An 18,159-nucleotide genomic window follows, 5' to 3' on the forward strand; every position below is an offset into this window, starting at 1 on the left:
CGGCAGGATCTATCGCAAACGGCCCGGATGCAGCCCGGGCCTTCAAGGTGAAGTAACGCTACCTACTCAAACCGGATAGACGCCGTGCTTCTTCTCGGCACGGGGCGCGTGGCGCTGCGAATACACGCCATAACGCTGGGCCAGCTCCTGGCGGAGCTGATTTCCCGGAATGATGTCGTCGATGACGAGCTCGCTCGCCAGTTTGTAGATGTCCACGTCCTGCTTGTACTCGTCGCGCAGCTTCTGGACGTAGGCGGGACGCTCCGCCTCGGGCAGCTCTTGAATCTTGTTGTAGTAGACGGCGTTCACCGCCGCCTCCGGGCCCATGACGGCGATCATCGCGCCCGGCAGGGCCAGGGTGGCATCCGGCGCGAACCCGGGGCCGCTCATGGCGTAGAGGCCGGCGCCGTAGGCCTTGCGGACCACCACGCAGATGCGGGGCACGCTGGCTTCCGACACGGCGGAGATCATCTTCGCGCCCGCGCGGATGATGCCGGCGCGCTCCACCTTGGTGCCAATCATGAAGCCCGGCACGTCCGCCAGGTAGAGCAGCGGGATGTTGAATGCATCACACAACCAGATGAAGCGGGCCGCCTTGTCCGCGCTGTCCACGAACAGCACGCCGCCCTTGTACTTGGGCTGGTTGGCGACGATGCCCACCGGGCGGCCGTCGATGCGGGCCAGGCCAGTGACCAGCTCCTGGGCGAAGAGCTTCTTCACCTCGAACCAGCTCCCCTCGTCGATGAGCTCGTAGATGAGCTCATGGATGTTGAAGGGCTTGTTCTGGTCGACGGGGACGATCTCCTCCACCTTCTTGCCGCCGGCCTTGGGGGCCTTGGGCTCGGCGCGCGGCGGGGCCTGGGAGAAGTTCTCCGGGAAGAAGCCGATGTACTTCTTGGCCGCCTCGATGGCCTCCTGCTCCGTCTTCACCAGCACGTCGCCCACGCCGGAGATGGAGCAGTGCATCTTCGCGCCGCCCATCTCCTCCAGCGTCACCTTCTCACCAATGACCATCTCCGCCATGCGCGGGCTGCCCAGGTACATGGAGGCGTTGCCCTCCACCATGATGACCAGGTCGCAGAACGCGGGGATGTACGCGCCACCTGCGGCGGAGGGACCGAAGAGGAGGCACACCTGCGGCACGAAGCCGGACATGTGCACCTCGTTGTAGAAGATGCGGCCCGCGCCTCGGCGGCCGGGGAACATCTCCACCTGGTCGGTGATGCGGGCGCCGGCGGAGTCCACCAGGTAGAACAGCGGGCAGCGCAGGCCGCGGGCCGTCTCCTGGATGCGGAGGATCTTCTCCACGGTGCGGGCGCCCCAGCTTCCGGCCTTCACGGTGGAGTCGTTGGCCATGATGGCCACGGTGCGACCGGCCACCTTGCCCACGCCAATGATGACACCATCCGAGGGCAGGTCCGGGTCCAGGTTGTTGGCGAGCTTCGCGTCCTCCACGAAGGAGCCCTCATCCACGAGCATCCGGATGCGCTCGCGCGCGAAGAGCTTGCCCGCCTCCTGGTTCTTGGCGTGGTACTTCGGCGCGCCACCCTTCTCCACCTGGGCGATCTTCTCCAGCAGTTTCGAGTCTTGGGACATGGCCCGTGGCACATAGCAGAAAGGGCTACGGCTGGCTGCCTTCTCGCTGAGGGGCCGGCATGGCGTGATGGGCATCCGACGCACCGCGCAGAACATGTCCACCGGGGGATGCCGCTTCAGGCTCCCCTGCCTACCTTGGTGCTTAACGGGGGCGTGCTCGCGAGTGATGCGCACCCGGCAACCATTGGGCCCAGGAGGAACGCATGTTCGCAGCGAAGAAAGGCAAGTGGATGGCGAAGGGGATTGCCCGGAGCGACCTGTATCGCAAGTGGCTGGCCCACAAGCTCGTCAACGACCTCCCCCGCGCGGCCAGGAACCGCTGGGATGACTTCGAGCCGGATGACGTGCTGCGGCATGTCGGGTTGACCACCTACAAGCCGGTGCGCTCGAGCCTGGGCGGGCTGGGTGTGTTCCTGCTCGGCGTGGCGGCGGGCAGCGTGGCCGCGCTCCTGCTCGCGCCCCAGAAGGGCACCGAGCTGCGCACCACGGTGAAGGACAAGGCCACGGCCTACATGAACAAGCAGAACGTCAACCTGGGTCAGGAGCGGACCGCCAACGCGTGACGGCCGCTCGGGGCCTTCGGCTCACGAGCGTGAAACGCTTCCGGGGACGGGGACCCACCACGTGGGCCTTCCGTCCCCGCCGTCGTTTCGGCCGGGCCTAGCGGCCCTTGTAGACGGGGGCGCGCTTCTCGGCGAAGGCGCGCAGGCCCTCCAGCCGGTCCTCCGTCTTGAGGATCTCCTCGTACTTGCGCAGCTCCAGCGCCAGCGCGTCGTCCAGCTCCAGGCCCGTGCCCTCGTCGATGGCGTGCTTGGCCGTGGCCACGGCGATGGGCGCGTTCTCCACCACCGACTCCGCCAGTCCGTAGGCCACTGCCAGCAGGTGCCCTTCCGGCGCCAGCCGGTTCACCAGGCCCACGCTGAAGGCCTCCGCCGCGTTGATGCGCCGGGCGGTGAGGATGAGATCCTTCGCGCGGCCCGGACCCACCAGGCGCGTCAGCCGCTGCGTCCCGCCGCCGCCGGGGATGATGCCCAGCTTCACCTCGGTGAGGCCCAGCTCCGCGGCGGGGGCCGCCACGCGCAAGTCACACGCGAGCGCCAGCTCGGTGCCACCGCCGAAGGCCGCGCCGTTGATGGCGGCGATGAAGACACAGTCGCTCTTCTCCAGCGCGCGGAAGGTGCGGCGCAGGCCGTCCAGGAAGGCGCGGACCTCGTCCTCCGCCATGGTGGCGCGCTCCTTGAGGTCGGCGCCGGCGCAGAAGGCCTTGTCGCCCGCGCCGGTGATGACGACGGCGCGCACTTCGCGGCTGGAGGACACGCGCGTCACCATCTCGCCCAGCTCCTGGAGCATGGCGCGGCTGATGGCGTTGCGGCGGCTCTCGCCGTCGATGGTCCAGATCTCGATGGGACCCCGTGCGTCGACCTTGAACTCCGGCATGTTCGCTCCCCTTTCCCAACCTGGCAGCCGGGCTGCCCTGGGCTGGGGAGACTGCGGCCATAAGCCGGGTCTGGCAAGGCGGAAACGGTTAGCATGCGGGTCATGGCCATGCCTCTGCGCTCCATCTCGCACCGACTCTCCCGGTGGGCCCCCTGGCTGCCCGCCCTGGCCTTCATGGCACTCATGCTCCCGCTGGAGGCCCTGGCCCGCGGCGGTGGCGGCGAGCACTACTCCCGCCCCTCGTCCGGCAGCGGTGGCCGCGGCGGCGATGGTGACGGCGTCGGCATCTATTTCGTCTACCAGCTCCTCAGCCTGGTGTTCCGGTACCCGAAGGTCATGATTCCGCTGCTGTGCATTGGCGGCGTCGTGTACTGGCTATACCGGCGCAACCTGCACCCGGACGCCACCACGCGGCGCGCCTTCGAGCAGCAGGAGGCCTACCAGCGCACGCAGGTGTCCCAGCGGGACGTGCAGGGCTGGGTGAACGCGCTGCGGTTGAAGGACCGCGCGTTCGAGCTCGAGCCGATGCTCGACAAGACGAAGTGGCTGTTCCTGGAGCTGCAGAAGGCGTGGTTCCTGCGGGACATGTCGCCGGTGCGGCCCTTCTTGTCGGACGCCACGTTCCAGCGCTTCGGCGTGCAGTTGGAGCTCATGCGCGCGCAGGGCGTGCGTGACGCCATCACCGACTTCGAGGTGCTGGAGCTCCAGTTGATTGGTCTGGAGCAGAGCGAGTGGTTCGACAGCATCCACGTGCGCGTGCACGCGCGCATGCGGGACACGGACGTGCCCGCGTCCTTCAGCGACGCGCAGGCCACGGAGGCCGCGCGCAAGGTGCCCAGCGAGGCCTTCACGGAGGTGTGGACCTTCGTGCGCAAGCCGGGGGCGCAGACGCGCATTGGCGCGGACCTGTTCCAGGGCAAGTGCCCCAACTGCGGCGCGCCCTTCAAGGGCGGCGCGGCCAACACCTGCGAGTTCTGCGGCGCGGTGGTGAACTCCGGCAACTACGACTGGACGCTCTCCGAAATCACGCAGGGCATCGAGCACGCGCCGTACCACAAGACGGTGGACGGACTGATGCAGGCGCGCGAGGCCGACCCGGCGCTCAACCTGGAGATGCTGGAGGACCGCGCGTCGCTGCTGTTCTGGAAGTGGATTGACGCGCAGAGCCGCGGGGACACGAAGCCGCTGGCCAAGGTGGCCCGCGCGGACACCGTGCAGCGGCTGGAGGCGGAGGTGGACGGGCTGCGCCGCCAGGGCCGCCGCCGCGTGTTCCTGGAGTGCGCCGTGGGCTCCGCGGACGTGCGGACGTTCCAGGTGGACCCGCAGGGGTACGACGTGGCGCACGTGGAGATTCGCTGGAGCGCGCGCATGGGCGTGGGTCCCCTCAACGAGCGGCCCCCTTCCCTGCCCACGGTGCCGCAGCGCTTCATCTTCACGCTCACGCGCAAGCACGGCGCGACGACGAACACCGCCAACGGCATGTCCACGGACCGGTGCCCGCAGTGCAACGCGCCGCTGACGAACAGCGCGGCCACGGACTGCGAGTACTGCGGCACGGCGCTGGCGAGTGGTGAACGGGACTGGGTGCTCTCGGCGGCGCGCTCGTATGAGGCGTGGAACGCGGCCGAGGACTCGCGGTTCCGGGCCGTGCCTCCGCGCCGGGCGGCGGCGCCTCGGGCGCAGCGGAATGAGCACGCGCAGGGCTCGGAGGACGCGGTCATGGACGTCCAGGAGCGGCAGCGGCTGCTCTACATGATGGCCGCCATCGCCGCGGCCGACGGCGAGGTGACGGCCGCGGAGCGCAAGCTGCTCAAGCTGTGCTCGGAGCGCTGGGGCGTGTCCTGGGACAACGTGGAGATGGCGCTCCGCTCAGGGCCGCAGCTCTTCGAACGGCTGGTGCCGCGCGGCAGCCCCGAGGCCGAGGTGTTCCTTCGCAACATCGTGGAGATGGCGCTGGTGGACGGGCGCATCGACCGGAAGGAGCGGCGGATGCTGGAGAGCGCCGCCGCGCACCTGGGGCTTCAGGACCGGTTGGAGTCCATGCTCGGAGGGCAGTAGGCGCCCGTGAGCCTCCCGCGAGGAGGTGCGGCTCGGGTGCCCAGTCCGGAGCTCCGAGCCGCATCACGGCGGGAGGCGCACCACCAGGGTGGCGCGCCTGGGACGCGATTCACTTTGGCCCGGGTTGTCCCGGCGCCTCACGCGCTCTGCGTCGCCTCGGTGGGCCCGGCGTCTTCATAGGTCTCGATGACGCCGTGGACCCGGCCCGTCACGGCGCGCAGCGTCCCCGCCGCGGCGTTCGTCTGCTCCAGCCGGCCCAGGGTCTGCTTCATCATCGCGGACAGCTCATCCACCGCGCTGGAGATCTGCGCCACGCCCGCGGCCTGCCGGCTCACCGCCGCGGAGATTTGCTGCACCCCCTCCGAGCTGGTCCGGAGCATCGAGGACAGCCCCCGCAGGCTTTCGCCGGAGGCCCGAACCACCTCCAGGTCCTGCGCCATCCGGTCCGCGCCCTTCAGGCTGAGCACCACCACCTGCTGCAATGATTGATGGGCGGAGTCCAGGGCAGTGCCCACCTGCCCGGCCGCGCGCACGGACTGCTGCGCCAGTCGGCGCATCTCCGACGCCACCACCGCGAAGCCGCGGCCCTGCTCCCCCGCGCGCGCCGCCTCGATGGCCGCGTTCACCGCCACCAGGTTCGACTGGTCCGCCAGGTCCTTCACCGTCAGGGTGATGCTCGACAACTGCCGCGCCTGACCGTCGAGCCCGCGCAGCAGGCCCGCGATCTCCATCACCTGCTCGCGGATGCCTTCCAGCCCCGTCATGCTCCGCCCCAGCATGGACTCCGCCGTGCTGCCCACGTCGCCCGCCTGGAGCGTCGAGGCCAGGATGGCATCCGCCTGCCGCGCCGCCACCGAGGACGCCTGCTGCATCTCGTTCGCCGCCACCTGCGTCTGCGCGAGCGCCGCGGACTGCCGCGACAACACCTCCCGCTGCGCGTCCGTGCTCGCCACGAGCGTCCGCGTCGCGTCCGTCAGCGCCCGCGCCGAATCCACCAGCGGCTCCACCACCCGCGTGCGCACCTCGCCCTGCGACAGCTCCAGCCACGCCTGCCGCGCGGCCAGCTCCTTCGCGTCCTTCACCGCGCCCCGGCCGCCGATGACGAGGAACACGTTCTCGAACACCACCCAACCGATGTGCTCCAGCGCCCGCCAGAGGCTGGCCGTCTCCGTGCCGAAGATGGAGAAGGGCCAGTACAGGTTGCGCAGCACGTGGTCCACGGCCACCACGCCCGAGTAGAGGAACAGCACTCGCAAGTCCCGGTACATGGCCAGCAGCGCCAAGGAGCCGAAGATGTGGAAGTGCGTTTCAATGCGCCCATCCGTCAGGTGGATGAGCAGCCCGGACACCAGCGCCTGCGCCACCGCGATGGTGAGCCGCGTGGACTCCCGCCCCGGACGCGTCCAGGCCAGCGCGATGGGGAGGCTCGCGATCAGGAACCCCAGCCCCGCCGCCGCCCAGACATGCGGATGCACCGTGCTGGAGGTGCCCGCCCACGTCCGTGGCGCCACCACCAGGGCCACGACGAGCCCCGCCACCCACTGGAGCACCATCAACCCGGAGAACATCCGGTCCGTGCGGCGCCCCAGGGATGCCTGATGGGCATCGAAGAGCGCCTGGGAGCGTCGCGCGAGGACGACCGGATCAAGCGAGACGTTCATGAGGCACATCCAGACAGGGCAACGAGCAGGGTCAAAACGACCCCAACCCTATCCGGACACCCTCGCCAAACGTTAGCCCGGGTGGAATTTTTCAGTGATACCCGGACTCTAGAGAATCCGGGTACTGCAAGACCCTGGGTCTATCCCGCTCCCGTTCACGTCTGGGCGCGCCGAGAGGCCTTCTTCTCACGCTCGCCCAAGGCGGCCTGGAGGTACTTGCCCGCCAGCTTCCGGCCAATCAGCTCCTGGGCGATCTCACCGGCCTCCACGAGCCGGTCCAGGTTGATGCCGGTGTCCACGCCCATGCCATGCAGCATGAAGACGGCGTCCTCCGTGGCCAGGTTTCCGGCCGCGCCGGGCGCGTAGGGACAGCCGCCCAGGCCACCAATGCTCGCGTCGAAGGTCGTGACGCCCGCGGACAGGCCCACCAGCGCGTTGGCCAGGGCCGTGCCCCGCGTGTCGTGCAGGTGCAGCGCCAGCTTCTCCACGGGGATGTGCTTCAGCAGCGCCTCCAGCAGCACCTCCGTCTGCCGGGGAGTGCCAATGCCAATCGTGTCCCCCAGGCTGAGCTGGTAGATGCCCGCGTCCACGAGCTGGCGGCAGATGTCCACCACCCGCTCCACGGGGACGTCGCCCTCGTAGGGGCAGCCCCACACGGTGGACAGGTAGCCACGCACCTGCATGCCCGCCTGGAGCGCGGCGCCGGTGACTTCCCGTGCGCCCGCCAGGGCCTCGGCGATGGACTTGTTGATGTTCTTCTTCGAGTGGGCCTCGGACGCCGAGATGAAGATGGCGGCCTCCTGCAGGCCCGCCTCCTTGGCGCGCTCCAGCCCCTTGAGGTTGGGCACCAGCGCGGAGAACACGACGCCTTCACGCCGGCCCACCAGCCGAAGCAGCTCCTCCGCGTCCGCCAACTGGGGAATCCACTTCGGTGACACGAACGACGTCACCTCGATGCGCTTCTCCCCCGCGGCGACCAGCGCGTTGATGAGCCGTGCCTTGTCCCGGGTGGGCAGCGTGCGCAGCTCGTTCTGCAAGCCGTCCCGGGGGCCGACCTCGTAGACGTCGACCCGCTTGGGCAACTGGCCGAGCCAGCCCAGCCGCATCCTGGAGTGTTCGTTCATCTCAGCCATGGCGGCGCTCCGCTCCCACGATGAGGTCGGTCGACTGCGGGCCCAGCGGCTCACCCTCCAAGCCGCCCTTCACCCACATCACCGAAAACCCCGTGCTTTCCAACAGCCGAACCCATTCCGCAAGGGGATAGTAACGAAGGGAGTATGACGCGCGCAGGCAACGCCCGTCGGGTGTCGTCAGCGTGCGCAGCCCCGTGTCCCGGCCCGTCCGGGGGTCGAAGTGGCTCGACTCCTCCAACACGCTTCCGTCCGGCAGCGACTGGCGGAAGGCCGCCTGGGGCGACGCCTCCATCCGCTCGTACGGCACCGTTTGGAACACCCACCGTCCTCCTGGCCGCAGCACGCGCGCGACCTCGCGGAGGATGTGCACGTGCTCGGCGTCCGTGAAGGCGGCCAGCGTCGAGTACCACGCGTAGGCCCCGGCCAAGGACGCCTCGCGGAACGGCAGGGCCCGCAAATCCCCCTGCACCGCCGGAAAGCCGGGGCGACGCGTGGACAACGACAGCGCATCCAACTCCAGGCCGATGACGCGCCCCGCCAACGGGCCCGAGGTGTTGAGCCGCGCCGCGTGACGGCCATGGCCACACCCCAGGTCCACCACTGGCGCGGGCCCGGGCACTTCCGCGAAGGCGCGGGCCAGGAAGTCCACCTCGCGCGCGGTGACGGCCTCCGACAGGAACGGCAGCGTGCTGCGCAGGTAGAGCTCCCCGAAGAAGCTCATCGTGCCCGCAGACCCGCGCGCAGCCGGCGCACGGCCTCATCCAACACCGCCTCCGTCTTGCAGAAGGCGAAGCGGGCCAGCCCCTGTCCCAGGTGCCGGTGCTCCGGGCCGTAGAAGACACTGGGCGGAATCGCCGCCACGCCGACCTCCGACACGAGGTGGCGGCAGAAGGCCACGTCATCGGCGAAGCCCCGGCGAGCGATGTCCGCGAGGATGAAGTAGCTGCCCTCCGGCGTGAATGCCGTCAGCCCGGCCTCGCGCAGCCCGGTGAGCAGCCGCTCCCGCTTCGCCAGATAGAACGCGGCCAGCCCGTCGAAGTACGCGTCCGGCAGCCGCAGCGCCGCCGCCATCGCGGCCTGCAACGGCGCGGCGGTGGCGAAGGTGACGAACTGGTGGGCGCGCTGGACGGCGTCTCGCAGCGGCGGCGGCGCGATGACCCAGCCCACCTTCCACCCGGTGAGGCTGAACGTCTTGCCGCCGCTGCTCACCGTCACCGTGCGCTCGGCCAGGCCGGGCAGCGTCGCGGGCCGCAGGTGCCGCGCGGGCGCGAAGACGATGTGCTCGTACACCTCGTCGGACAGCACCTTCACGTCGTGCTCGGCGCACAGCTCCGCCAGGAAGGACAGCTCGTCCCGGGTGAACACCTTGCCCGTGGGATTGTGGGGCGTGTTGAGGATGAGCAGCCGGGTGCGCGGGCCAAAGGCGGCGCGGACCTCGTCCCGGTCGAACCACCACTGCGCGTGTCCGGCATCGGGTGGTCGCAGCGGCACGTAACGCGCGGTGGCGCCCACGAAGGTGATGTTGGCGTCGTAGGAATCGTAGAAGGGCTCGAACGCCACCACCTCGTCGCCCGGGTCCACCAGCCCCAGCAGCGTGTCGAGGATGGCCTCGGTGGCGCCGCTGGTCACCGTCACCATGGTGTCCGGGTCCACCGTCTGGCCGTAGAAGCGCGCCGAGTGCTCGGCGATGGCCACGCGCAGCTCCCGGGCCCCGGCCCCCATCGCGTACTGGTTGCCCCCGTCACGGATGGCGCGCTGCGCGGCCTCCTTGATGGCGTCCGGCCCGTCGAAGTCCGGGAACCCCTGGCCCAGGTTCACCGCGCCGTGCTTCGCGGCCAGGGCGCTGAACTCGGAGAAGACGGTGGTGGCGAACCGGGTGACGCGCTGCGCGGCTACGGGCCTGGACATGGACGTCGGCTCCTCGTCCCGGGAAGGCCCGGGCGCTCAGGGCCTGACGATAGCGTCCACCGGGACGGAACGCGCGTCCTTCACCACCTCGCGCTGCCGGGAGGCCCGCGACACGCCCATGGCCAGCCCCGCCACCACCATCACCAGCGGCACCGAGCACAGCAGGTCCGTGGCGTAGTGGAAGCGGCCCACCAACGTGGCGGCGATCAGCCCCAGGCCCGGCAGCAACACCACCCAGAACGTCCGGCGCGAGTACCGCCACGCATAATAGAACACCAGCAGCGTGGCGCCGGTGTGTCCGGACGGGAAGCAGTCCCGGGCGAACATCGGCGTGCGCATCACGGAGTCCAGCAGCGGCGCCACCGTGCCCCGCAGCGGCCCGTCGAACGCGTCCACCAGGAAGTAGCGCGGCCCTATCGCGGGCACCAACGCATAGGCCGCGTAGTTGAGGCAGAAGAGCAGGCCCAGCGCGGTGAGGTACTCCTCATACTCCGCGCCTCCTGGCCGGCGGTAGAGCACCAGCCCCAGCACCAGCGCCCAGATGAAGTGGCCGTAGTAGCAGACCAGCAACACGTCGTTGAGCCAGGTGGGGACGATGCGCGCCAGCACCACCGCGGCCTGCAAGCCGAAGAGCCGCTGGTCGGCCGCCACCAACTGCGCGTCCTTGAGCAGGGGGTTGAGGGCGTCCACGAGCGGCGACAGCCAACCGTGCGTCATCACCGCCGTGGGCAGCAGCCACCAGTCCGCGACGATGTCCGGCCAGCGGTGTCCCGGATACGACGCGGCCACGGTCCGCAGGACGAGCGGCCCCATGCCCATCAGCGTGAACAGCAGCGCGGCGCGCAAGGCCCCGGGTGCCCAGTGGCCGGGCCCCACGAGCACCAGCGCCGCCAGCGCGCACGACACCGCGATGATGAGGTCCACGGGCGTGAGCTGAACGCGAACCGCCGGGGACCGGCTCGAGGAGACCCCGCTCAGGGCTCTGTGGACAAACCAGGAACTCACGCTGACCTATGCTCCCCCGGCGGCGCGACCTCCGCGCCGGAATCGCCGCGCTACAAGCTCTGTACGACCGCTCTCTTCCCCGCCACTGTCCCGCCGCGGCCCTTCCACCTCTCCAACAATGCCAGCAGCGCGGGGAAGAAGACCGTGGTCCCGAGAAAGGTGCACATGACCCCGAGTAGCGCAATCTGACCGATGCTGCGCAGACCTTGATGGTTGGCCACCAGCAGCGCGCCGTAACCGGCCGCGTTGGACAGCGTCGCCACCACGGCCGCCAGCCCCGTGTGACGCACCACCTTGCCGAGCGAGCCGGGCCCTTCCTCCTCGTACCGGTGGAACAGGTGCACCGAGTTGTCCACGGCGATGGCGAGCAGGTTCGGCAGCACCACGGCGTTGATGAAGTTGAGCTGGACGTCGAAGAGATACATGCCGCCGGCCAGGCACGTCATGCCGAGGAACAGCGGACCGGTGACGAGCAGCGCGCGCTTGACGCTGCCCAGACTCACCAGGATGGCCAGGAACACCACCAGCGCCGCGGACCAGAGGATGAGCGGCCCGTCCGCGCGCACCAGCGCGAAGATGCGGGCGGCGATGCGGTTGCTGTCCAACACCGCCACGGGGATGCCACGCGCCTCCGCGCCCGCCATCACCTCGTCGATCTGCGAGGCCCAGCGCCGCAGGTCCTCGGTGTCCGTGTTCTCCACCGAGGGGAACATGAGCAGGAAGGTGCCCTTCCCGTCCGCGGCCTCGAAGCGGCGGCGGACCTCCAGGGGGACGGCCCCCAGTCCATACGGCTTCGCGTCCACCATGCGGCGGAACTCCTGGAGCCGCGGGTCGGCGACCAGCTCCGCGGGCATTGCGTCCAGGCCCTGGAGCACCTCGCGCAGGCCGGCCAGCTCCACCTCGCGCCGCTCCATCTCCTGGGGCAGCATGTCATTGAGGGACGCGGCGTCGAGGATGGCCGACTTCTCGCCGTGACGCTGCTTCACCTCGGCGATGACGGCCTCCACCTGCGCCGCCTGGGCCACGTCGTCCACCAGGAAGATGGCCGGGGTCAGCGGCTGGCCAATCTGTTCGATGACATGGTCATTCAGCAGTGAAGCCCGCGACTCGCCCTGGAGTTTGCGCATGTCCGTCTCGAAGCCCAGCCGAGACGACACGGCGACGGAGAACACGGCGAAGCCCACCACCGACAAGGCGATCGCCACGATGGCGCCCGTGGGCCACCGGCGCCACTCGCGCTCCGGCTTCCGCGCGGGAGCATCCGGCGCCGGGGCGCTCGCGTCGTCCCTGCGCGCGGGACGCAGCCGCTCCGCGATGGCCAGCAGCGAGGGGCCCAACGCGTACGCGGCCAGCACCGCCAGCAGCACGCCGAGCCCCGCCAGCAGGCCGAACTGCTTGAATGCCTGGAACTGCGCCAGCAGCAGCACGAAGAAGGCCGCCGCGTTCGTCACCGCGGAGGTCATCGCGCCGCCGAAGGTGCCGCGCACCGCCGTGATGATGGCCTGACGCGACGGCCGCGTGCGCCGCTCCTCCCAGTAGCGCATGCACAGATGCACGCCGTACTCGATGCCCAGGCCAATCAGGATGGCGACGAGGAACCCCGTCACCACGTTGAGGTGGCCAATGGCGACCTCCGCGAACGCGAACGTCAGCACCACGCCCACCACGACGGGGATGCCCACCACCGCCAACGCCGAGATGCGCCGCGTGGCCAGCAGGATGAGGCCCACGGCGATCAACGCCGACAGCGAGCCCGCGCGCGCCAGGTCGTCGCGCATCACCGTGTCCTCTTCGATGCGGCCCTGGAAGTTGCCCGTGGCCTGGAGCTTCACGGACGGATAGCGCTCCGCGGCCAGCTTCCGCCCGGTGTCCATGGCCATGTCCACGAAGCCGCGCGCGAAGTCGAGATCCCCCGCCGTCCCCGCGGGCTTGATCAGCAGGTAGACCTCCGTCCCATCCGCGCTGCCCAGCGTCTCGCGCATGGGCGCGGCGGGCGCATACTTCTTCGCGATGGTTTCGAAGTCCGGTGGCGCTTGAGGCGACGCGCCCAGGTCGAAGTAGAACGGATTCGCGAGCTGTCGCTCGTAACGCACGCGCGCCGTGATGTCCTGGCGCAACGCCGCGAGTTTCTCGATGGGCAATAACAGCAACGCGTTTTGGCGGAAGAAGCTCACGTCATAGCGATGCTCGACGTAGCGCACCTCCGGCAGGGCCTCCAGGCGTGCCTGCAGCTCCCCGGCGTACGACTCCAGCCGCGCCCGCGTGTCGCCCGACGCGACCAGGACCAGGTAGCCGTCGCCGCCCGCCTTCTCTGACACACGTGTCAGATCCTGCACTTCGCGGGAGGCCTTCGGGAGCAGCTCCACGAACGATCCGCGGAACTCCAACCGCGACGCCACCGCCATGCCGCCGAGTGTCAACAGCACGAAGCACAGCAGCACCTGCCAGGGGCGAGAGACGGCTGTCTCGATGAAGCGTTCGAACCACCGTTGTCGTTCAGAACGGGCCAACGTCGACTCCTCGGGTGCTGGCCGGGGAGCAAATTTCCGGCCACTCAGTGGCTCCCATGAACACAGGGCAAAACGGAGGGCTTGCGGGTGCAGCGGCACGACAGCAGGTGTGCAGCCCGATGCACACCGTGTTCGCCAGTATCGACTGGAGAACAACACGTGTGCGACGGCGGGGTGCCACCAAAGTCGCGGGGCTGTCAAGCCACGCTCGGATGCGAGCTGAACACGCGGGATGATCAGCGCGGCGCTTGCCTTGACAGTGCCGCGCTCCCTCTTTATTCACGGCCCGCGTCCCCCGTGGGAGGCCGCAGGACGCAGACTTCCCCAAGTCGAAATGCAGGCCCTGGAACGGGGCGGTCGCGACGAGGAGAGCCGCAGGCTCCCGGGCCGGTCCATGCCTCCAAGACGCAGCGTGAGAGAGAGACCGATCACCCATGAGCGACGTCTTCGACAAGTGCCGTAACTGGAAGGACTACCGAATCGCGAAGGCCACGGGACTCTACCCGTACTTCCGCGCCATCGAAGCGTCGCACGGCGCCACCGAGGTGGAGATCGAAGGCAAGCGCGTCATCATGGTCGGGTCCAACAACTACCTGGGCCTGTCCTCCGACGCGCGCGTGAAGGAAGCCGCCATCAAGGCGACGGAGAAGTTCGGCACCACCAGCTCCGGCTCGCGCCTGCTCAACGGCACGCTGGCGCTGCACGAGGAGCTCGAGGCGCGGCTGGCGAAGTTCCTCAACCGCGAGTCCGCCATCGTCATCTCCACCGGGTTCCAGACGAACCTGGCGCTGGCCTCCATCCTGGGCCGCCACGACATCGTCTTCAGCGACCGGCAGAACCACGCGTCGCTGGTGGACGGCATCCGCCTGTCCTTCGCCACCGAGCGCAAGTTCCGCCACAACGACATGGACCACCTGGAGCAGCTCCTGTCCCAGGCGGATCCGGACGCGGGGAAGATCATCGTCACCGACGGCGTCTTCTCCATGGAAGGCGACCTCTGCAACCTGCCCCGCATCGTGGAGCTGGCCAAGCACTACAACGCGCGGGTGATGACGGATGACGCGCACGCCATGGGCGTGCTGGGCACGCTGGGCCGGGGCACGTCCGAGTACTTCGATTTGGAGAAGGAGACGGACCTCGTCATGGGGACCTTCTCCAAGAGCTTCGCGTCGCTGGGCGGCGTGCTGGCCGGCCCCTTCGAGGTCATCAACTACATCCGCCACAAGGCCCGCTCGGTCATCTTCTCCGCGTCCATGACGCCGGGCTCCATCGCCGCGGCCCTCAAGGCGCTGGAGATCATCGAGGCCGAGCCGGAGCGCCGCGCGCGGCTGCTCGACATCGCGGAGAAGATGCACAACGGCTTCCGCGCCATGGGCTTCGACACGGGCGTGTCGGTGACGCCGGTGGTGCCGGTGCACATCGGCGACCAGGTGAAGTGCTTCCGCTTCTGGCGCGCGCTGCACGAGGCGGGCGTCTTCGCCAACCCGGTGATTCCGCCGGCGGTGGAGCCGGGCCACGCGCTCATCCGCACCTCGTACATGGCCACGCACACGGACGCGCAGTTGGACCGGGTGCTGGACACCTTCGAGACCATTGGCCGCAAGCTGGGCGTCATCCCGGAGACGCGCCCCACCGTCTACGAGCCGGTGCAGATCGCCCGGCCCGGCACGCGCATCCTGTCCAACCGCGCCAGCGACACGTGGTCCGCGGGGTCCGCGGGCCTGCTGGCGGACAAGGGCGGCATCACCCTGGACCAACTGTCGCGCATGTCGTCGCGCGAGGTGGCCGGGCGCTTCTTCGACGCGGTGGAGCAGCTCACGTGGCGCGCGGCGAACCTCCAGCCGGATGACCTGCGCAAGCTGAGCTCGGCGCCCTGGAAGCTGTGGGAGAAGCGCGGGGAGATTCCGGGAATCCTGCTGGAGAAGGGCGCCCACTTCTTCATGCGCAACGGCGCCCACTCCGACCGGAACTGACCCGCCCATGGCCCTCCACGCCGAGCCGCCCCACCCGTCCCCCTCGTCGCCGACCATGCCCTCGGACGTGCAGGTGACCCCCGTTCGGAGCGAGGCGGAGCGGATGCAGTTCATCCGCCTCCCCTTCTCCCTCTACAAGAGCGACCCGCACTGGGTTCCGCCGCTGGAGATGGAGCGCAGGGACTTCCTCGACCCGAAGAAGAACCCCTTCTTCGAGTACGGCGAGGTGGAGCTCTTCCTGGCCCGGCGTGGCACCGAGCTCGTGGGCCGCATCGCCGCCATCCGCAACCCGCGGCACATGGAGATTCACGGCACCCAGGAGGGCTTCTTCGGCCTCTTCGAGTGCGTGAATGACGCGGGCATCGCGCGGGCGCTGGTGGACACCGCCGCGGCGTGGCTGCGCCAGCGGGGCCTGGACACCCTGCTGGGGCCGGCCAACTTCTCGTCCAACCAGGACTGGGGCCTGCTCATCGACGGGTTCGACTCACCGCCCGCGGTGATGATGCCGCACAACCCGCCCTACTACCTGGCGCTCCTGGAGGCGTGTGGCATGACGAAGGCCAAAGACTTGTACGCCTTCGAGCTGTCCTCTTCCGCGCAGCCGCCGGAGAAGGTGGTGCGCATCTCCGAGAAGATTCGCCAGCGAGACGGCGTCGTCGTGCGTCCGGTCGACATGAAGAACCTGGACGCCGAGGTAAAGCGCATCCGGGACATCTACAACTCGGCGTGGGAGAAGAACTGGGGCTTCGTCCCGTTCACCGACGCGGAGTTCGACCACCTGGCCAAGGAGCTGAAGACGGTGGTCCGGCCGGAGCTGGCGCTCATGGCCGAGGTCCGGGGCGAGCCGGTGGCCTTCTCACTCACGGTGCCGGACGCCAACCAGGCCATCCGCGCGGCCAACGGGCGGCTCACCACGTTCGGCCTGCCCATTGGCCTGGTGAAGCTGGCGCTGGCCTCGCGCCGCATCAACCGGCTGCGCCTCATCATCCTCGGCATCAAGGAGGGCTACCGGCGCCGCGGCCTGGACGCCATCCTGTACCTGGACACCCTGCGCACCGCGAAGCAGCTCGGCTACGTGGGCGGGGAGATCTCCTGGACGCTCGAGGACAACCACCTCGTCAACCGCGCCATCGAGTCCATGGGCGCCCAGCGCTCCAAGACGTACCGCGTCTTCCAGCGCGCGCTCTGAATCCCGTCCCACTCCGGAGTCTGCCTTGCGCATCCTGCTCACCGGTGGCACCGGCTTCATTGGCCAGCGGCTCGCGCGCCGCATCGTGGAGCGTGGCGACACGCTCACCCTCATGGTGCGCGCCAGCTCGCGCCGGGGACCCCTGGAGTCGCTCGGGGCCCGCTTCGTGGTGGCGGACCTGACCACCGGCCACGGCCTGGCGGACGCCGTGCGTGACGTGGACTGCGTGCTGCACCTGGCGGGCGTCACCAAGTCCCGCGAGCCCGCGGGCTACATGGAGGGCAACGCGCACGGCACCCGCCGCCTGGTGGAGGCCATGGCCGCCCTGCCCCACCCGCCCCGGCTGGTGTACTGCTCCTCGCTGGCCGCCGCCGGGCCGTCCACGCCCGAGCGCCCGCGCCGGGAAGAGGACCCGCCGGCCCCCGTCTCCCTCTACGGCCGCAGCAAGCTGGGCGGCGAGTTGGCCGTGCGCGAGTTCGCCGGGAAGGTGCCCTCCGTCATCGTCCGTCCGCCCATCGTCTACGGCCCCGGGGACGTGGAGTTCCTCCCCTCGCTGCTGCCCATGGCGAAGCTGGGCGTGGCGCTGAAGAGCGGCTTTGGCCCGAAGCGGTACTCCCTCATCCACGTGGACGACCTGTGCACCGCGCTGCTCGCGGCGGCCGAGCGCGGCGCCACCGTGTCCCAGGACGACGTGGCACGCGGCGTCTACACCGTGTCCGACGGCGTGGAGCATTCGTGGGAGGACGTCTGCGCGGCCATGGCGGGCGCGCTGGGCAAGCGCCGTCCCGCGGTGGTGCCGGTGCCGCAGACGGTGAGCTACGTGGTGGGGCTGGGCTCGGAGGCGGTGGCCCGGCTGCGCGGCACGGTGCCCATCCTCAACCGCGACAAGGTGCGGGAGATGACGTGCCCCGCGTGGACGTGCTCCACGGAGCGCGCCAGCCGGGAGCTCGGGTTCCTTCCCACCATTCCCCTGGCCCAGGGGTTCGCGGGCACGCTGGCGGCGCTCAAGAACACGTAGGCCGGAGCACCCGTGAGGGCGCCCCGGCCTGGGGTGCGTCCGCCGTGTCGAGACGCCGCGCTACGGCGCCGCCGTCTGACCCGTCTTCTGCGCGGACGCCGCGTTCTCCTTCTCCAACTGCGTCCGCTTGCTCTTCAGGGTGGAGAGCAGGCCGTCGAAGCCCTTGTCGGAGAGCAGCTTGCGGAACTGGCCCTTGTAGGTGTCGACCAGGGACACCTCGTCGGTGACGACGTCGTAGATGCGCCACGGGCTGGTGGCCGAGGTGCGGTACAGGCGGTACTCGACGGGGACGGAATCCTTCTTCACCGTGACGGTGGTGCCCACGGTGGCCTCGTTCCCGTCGACGCCCTCCTCGCCGTACTTCACGTTCGCCTGGGCCTGCCCCAGGGCCTTCTGGGCGTAGGACGCGCGCAGCAGGCCCGTCATCGTCTCGGTGAACTCCTTGCGTTGTGCGGGCTTGAGCTCGGACCAGGACTTGTCACCCAGCGCACGCTTCGCCAGCTCCTCGAAGTCGACGAACTTCTCGACGACGGTGGCCAGTGACTGCGCGGTGGCGCCCGGGGCGTTGGCCGCCTTCTGGACATCCGCGTTCCCGGATTTCACGACGGTGAGAGGACCCGGCGCGGCGGCGAGCAAGGTGGCGGCAAGCAGGGAAGCAATCATTCAGTCGG

At 69.5% G+C, this 18,159-nt stretch carries 14 protein-coding genes; 5 read left to right on the plus strand and 9 right to left on the minus strand.

Annotated elements, in window-relative coordinates; translation table 11 throughout:
• Nucleotides 1-66: 66 nt before the first annotated feature.
• Nucleotides 67-1,596: an acyl-CoA carboxylase subunit beta gene (locus A176_RS15300; protein WP_002640035.1), complete on the minus strand. Its 1,530-nt coding sequence runs from the start codon at nt 1,594-1,596 to the stop codon at nt 67-69.
• A gap of 203 nt (nt 1,597-1,799) precedes the next feature.
• Between A176_RS15300 and A176_RS15305 the strand changes: the two genes are divergently transcribed.
• Nucleotides 1,800-2,159 carry a YtxH domain-containing protein gene (locus tag A176_RS15305; RefSeq protein ID WP_002640036.1) on the plus strand — a complete coding sequence of 120 codons (360 nt, stop codon included), beginning with the start codon at nt 1,800-1,802 and terminating at the stop codon, nt 2,157-2,159.
• A gap of 97 nt (nt 2,160-2,256) precedes the next feature.
• Here A176_RS15305 and A176_RS15310 read toward each other — a convergent pair whose 3' ends face one another.
• On the minus strand, nt 2,257-3,033 hold the full coding sequence (locus A176_RS15310) for an enoyl-CoA hydratase-related protein (protein WP_002640037.1): 777 nt from the start codon (nt 3,031-3,033) through the stop codon (nt 2,257-2,259).
• A gap of 102 nt (nt 3,034-3,135) precedes the next feature.
• Here A176_RS15310 and A176_RS15315 point away from each other — a divergent pair, with 102 nt between their 5' ends.
• Nucleotides 3,136-5,091 carry a TIM44-like domain-containing protein gene (locus A176_RS15315; RefSeq protein ID WP_044890935.1) on the plus strand — a complete coding sequence of 652 codons (1,956 nt, stop codon included), beginning with the start codon at nt 3,136-3,138 and terminating at the stop codon, nt 5,089-5,091.
• Nucleotides 5,092-5,228: 137 nt separating this feature from the next.
• Here A176_RS15315 and A176_RS40875 read toward each other — a convergent pair whose 3' ends face one another.
• The 6 genes from A176_RS40875 to A176_RS15345 form a co-directional block, all read right to left on the minus strand.
• Entirely contained in the window at nt 5,229-6,752 is a 1,524-nt protein-coding gene (locus A176_RS40875) for a methyl-accepting chemotaxis protein (protein WP_002640039.1), read from the minus strand.
• Nucleotides 6,753-6,907: 155 nt separating this feature from the next.
• On the minus strand, nt 6,908-7,885 hold the full coding sequence (locus A176_RS15325) for a hydroxymethylglutaryl-CoA lyase (RefSeq protein ID WP_002640040.1): 978 nt from the start codon (nt 7,883-7,885) through the stop codon (nt 6,908-6,910).
• The gene (locus A176_RS15330; protein ID WP_002640041.1) at nt 7,878-8,606 is read right to left on the minus strand and encodes a class I SAM-dependent methyltransferase; all 729 of its coding nucleotides are present in this window, start codon (nt 8,604-8,606) and stop codon (nt 7,878-7,880) included. The genes A176_RS15325 and A176_RS15330 overlap by 8 nt, the downstream gene beginning before the upstream one ends.
• The gene (locus A176_RS15335; RefSeq protein WP_002640042.1) at nt 8,603-9,793 is read right to left on the minus strand and encodes an aminotransferase class I/II-fold pyridoxal phosphate-dependent enzyme; all 1,191 of its coding nucleotides are present in this window, start codon (nt 9,791-9,793) and stop codon (nt 8,603-8,605) included. The genes A176_RS15330 and A176_RS15335 overlap by 4 nt, the downstream gene beginning before the upstream one ends.
• 36 nt (nt 9,794-9,829) lie before the next feature.
• The gene (locus A176_RS15340) at nt 9,830-10,717 is read right to left on the minus strand and encodes a phosphatase PAP2 family protein (RefSeq protein WP_002640043.1); all 888 of its coding nucleotides are present in this window, start codon (nt 10,715-10,717) and stop codon (nt 9,830-9,832) included.
• Nucleotides 10,718-10,848: 131 nt separating this feature from the next.
• Complete coding sequence (locus A176_RS15345) at nt 10,849-13,308, minus strand: efflux RND transporter permease subunit (protein WP_002640044.1); 2,460 nt, start codon at nt 13,306-13,308, stop codon at nt 10,849-10,851.
• A 434-nt stretch (nt 13,309-13,742) separates the two neighbouring features.
• Between A176_RS15345 and A176_RS15350 the strand changes: the two genes are divergently transcribed.
• From A176_RS15350 to A176_RS15360, 3 genes are read left to right on the plus strand one after another with little or no spacing between them, the layout of a single operon-like run.
• Nucleotides 13,743-15,281: an aminotransferase class I/II-fold pyridoxal phosphate-dependent enzyme gene (locus tag A176_RS15350; protein WP_002640045.1), complete on the plus strand. Its 1,539-nt coding sequence runs from the start codon at nt 13,743-13,745 to the stop codon at nt 15,279-15,281.
• Nucleotides 15,282-15,288: 7 nt separating this feature from the next.
• On the plus strand, nt 15,289-16,470 hold the full coding sequence (locus tag A176_RS15355; RefSeq protein ID WP_002640046.1) for a hypothetical protein: 1,182 nt from the start codon (nt 15,289-15,291) through the stop codon (nt 16,468-16,470).
• Between the two features lie 25 nt (nt 16,471-16,495).
• Entirely contained in the window at nt 16,496-17,488 is a 993-nt protein-coding gene (locus A176_RS15360) for an NAD-dependent epimerase/dehydratase family protein (protein WP_002640047.1), read from the plus strand.
• A gap of 60 nt (nt 17,489-17,548) precedes the next feature.
• Here the strand turns inward: A176_RS15360 and A176_RS15365 are convergent, their stop codons facing one another.
• Nucleotides 17,549-18,151 (minus strand): MlaC/ttg2D family ABC transporter substrate-binding protein, encoded by a 603-nt coding sequence (locus A176_RS15365; RefSeq protein ID WP_002640048.1) that lies wholly within the window; start codon nt 18,149-18,151, stop codon nt 17,549-17,551.
• Nucleotides 18,152-18,159 lie beyond the last annotated feature (8 nt).

The sequence above is a fragment of the Myxococcus hansupus genome, from assembly GCF_000280925.3.
GTDB lineage: Bacteria > Myxococcota > Myxococcia > Myxococcales > Myxococcaceae > Myxococcus > Myxococcus hansupus.